Source organism: Rhodococcus sp. R1101 (assembly GCF_000278445.1).
Lineage (GTDB): Bacteria > Actinomycetota > Actinomycetes > Mycobacteriales > Mycobacteriaceae > Rhodococcus > Rhodococcus gordoniae.
The window spans coordinates 1-2,542 of sequence record NZ_AJVB01000523.1 but is presented as its reverse complement, the minus strand read 5'-3'; the positions used below and the strand labels follow the sequence as shown (position 1 = coordinate 2,542).

Below are 2,542 nucleotides of genomic sequence, written 5' to 3'. Positions count from 1 at the left end.
CGGCTTCGGCCGGGACGGCCTGTCCTGCCATCGACTGGACGTCGAGCGGAGTGGTCGTGCTACACGGCGCCATGTTCCCAGGGTACGACTTCGGAGCACCGCGAAAAACCCGCCTCGGTACCCGTGGCTCTACAGTGATCGAGTGCCCGAAGCCATTCTCCGTGCCGGTCGCTCCGGCACCGCACTGTTCACCGACAAGTACGAGCTGACGATGCTCGAAGCTGCTCTGGCAGACGGTTCGGGCGACCGCCCGTGCGTCTTCGAGGTCTTCGCCCGCCGCCTCCCCGCAGGTCGGCGGTACGGCGTCGTGGCGGGCACCGCACGGCTGGTCGAGGCGCTCGAATCGTTCCGGTTCGACGAGGCCGAACTCGAACTCGCGGCCGGCTTCCTGGCGCCCGGCACCGTCGAGTGGCTGCGCGACTTCCGGTTCTCCGGCGACATCGACGGTTACCGCGAGGGCGACTTCTACTTCCCGGGTTCGCCGATCCTCTCGGTGAGCGGCACCTTCGCCGAGTGCGTGCTGCTCGAGACGCTGACCCTGTCGATCTTCAACCACGACAGTGCTGTCGCCTCGGCGGCGGCGCGCATGGTGAGTGTCGCCGACGGCCGCGCCCTCATCGAGATGGGTTCGCGGCGCACCCACGAGGAAGCGGCGGTCGCCGCGGCGCGCGCGGCCTATCTCGCCGGTTTCGACTCGACGTCCAATCTGCAGGCCGCGAAGCGGTACGGCATTCCCGCCGCGGGCACTGCCGCACACGCGTTCACGCTGTTGCACACCACGACGGAGGGCCGTGACGAGGCGTCCGCCTTCCGCAGCCAGGTCGAGAGCCTCGGTGTGGGCACGACCCTGCTGGTGGACACCTACGACATCACCGAGGGCGTGAACACCGCGATCGCGGTGGCCGGCCCCGAACTCGGCGGGGTGCGCATCGATTCGGGTGATCTCGGTGTGCTCGCGCGCCAGGTGCGCGAGCAGCTCGACAAGCTCGGCGCGACCGGCACGAAGATCGTGATGTCCGGTGATCTCGACGAGTACGGCATCGCGGGTCTGCGGGCGGAGCCGGTCGACGCGTACGGGGTGGGCACGTCGGTGGTCACAGGTTCCGGTGCCCCGACCGCCGGGATGGTCTTCAAGCTCGTGGAGGTCGACGGTCTCCCGGTCGAGAAGCGCAGCACGGCGAAGGAGTCCCGAGGGGGTGCGAAGAGGGCCGTGCGGTACGCGCGACGAACCGGCACGCTCGTCGAGGAGGTCGTCTATCCCGCGCGTGCCGAGCAGGTTCCGCCGGGCGAGGGTTCGCAGGTCCGCCCGCTGATGATCCCCCTGATCCGCGGCGGCGAGCCGGTCGGCGATCTGCCTACCCTGGAGGAGAGCCGGGAGTTCCTCCGCCAGGGCATGGTGAGTCTGCCCTGGGAGGGTCTGACGCTCTCGGCCGGGGATCCCGCGATCCCCACGCGTTTCGTCCGTGAGAGGTGAGTGCGATGCGCGCACTACTGGTCGTCGACGTCCAGAACGACTTCTGCGAGGGCGGTTCGCTCGCCGTGGTGGGCGGGTCGCAGGTGGCGTCCGACATCACCCGTCTGCTGAAGGCGCGCGGTGACGACTACGCGCACATCGTCGCCACCCGCGACCACCACGACGATCCGGGAGAGCACTTCTCTCCCGAACCCGATTTCGTCGACTCGTGGCCGCCGCATTGCCGGGTGGGCACGCCGGGCGCCGACTTCCATCCGGAGCTGACCACCGACCGGTTCGAGGCGGTCTTCTCGAAGGGTGCTTCCGACGCGGCGTATTCGGGATTCGAGGGAGTCGACGACGACGGCACGGCGCTGGTGTCGTGGTTGCGCGACCGCGACGTGAGCGATGTCGACATCGTCGGTATCGCCACCGACCACTGCGTGCGGGCCACCGCGCTCGACGCGATCGCGGAGGGTTTCGGGGTCCGGGTGCTGCTGCCCTACACGGCAGGGGTGTCGGAGACGACGATCCGCGACGCGCTCGAGCGGATGCGGCAGGCCGGCGTCGAGCTGCTCACCGAGGTCCCCGATATCACGGAAGTCACAGGTCGCGGGGCCGTAGACCGAACGTGACGGTGGGGACCGATACCCTGTGCCGGTGCCGGATCTCCCCGAAGTCCCCGAATTGCTGCGAACCGCGGTACACGCGCTGGGTGGTAGGGAGCGGCGCAATCAGCTGACGATGGCCTCGGCCGTCGCGCACAGCATCGACACCGGCGAACACCTCGCCGTGCAGGCCGGCACGGGTACCGGCAAGTCGCTGGCCTATCTCGTGCCGAGCATCCGGTATGCGGTGAAGACGGGCCGCACGGTGGTGGTCTCCACGGCGACCATCGCGTTGCAGCGGCAGCTCGTCGAGCGCGACCTGCCGCGGCTCGCCGATGCCCTCACCGGCTCCCTCGGCCGGCGCCCGCGTTTCGCGATCCTCAAGGGGCGCGGAAACTACCTGTGCCTGAACAAGATCCACACCGGCCTCGCCGAGGAGACCCCCGAGGCCGAACTGTTCGACGCGTTCGCCCTCTCCCGC

At 69.4% G+C, this 2,542-nt stretch carries 3 protein-coding genes; all 3 read left to right on the top strand.

Annotated features, from left to right (window positions below; genetic code table 11):
- Nucleotides 1-142 precede the first annotated feature (142 nt).
- Nucleotides 143-1,474, top strand: a complete 1,332-nt coding sequence (locus tag R1101_RS0120960) for a nicotinate phosphoribosyltransferase (RefSeq protein ID WP_016935230.1) — start codon at nt 143-145, stop codon at nt 1,472-1,474.
- Between the two features lie 5 nt (nt 1,475-1,479).
- Nucleotides 1,480-2,088, top strand: a complete 609-nt coding sequence (locus R1101_RS0120955) for an isochorismatase family protein (protein WP_016935229.1) — start codon at nt 1,480-1,482, stop codon at nt 2,086-2,088.
- A 25-nt stretch (nt 2,089-2,113) separates the two neighbouring features.
- On the top strand, nt 2,114-2,542 hold a 429-nt coding region (locus R1101_RS27925; RefSeq protein WP_198420311.1), incomplete at its 3' end, for a DEAD/DEAH box helicase.

What these genes read in the sequence shown, in the direction of transcription:
- R1101_RS0120955 (WP_016935229.1), top strand. Translation starts at nt 1,480, where the DNA reads ATGCGCGCACTACTGGTCGTCGACGTCCAGAACGACTTCTGCGAGGGC.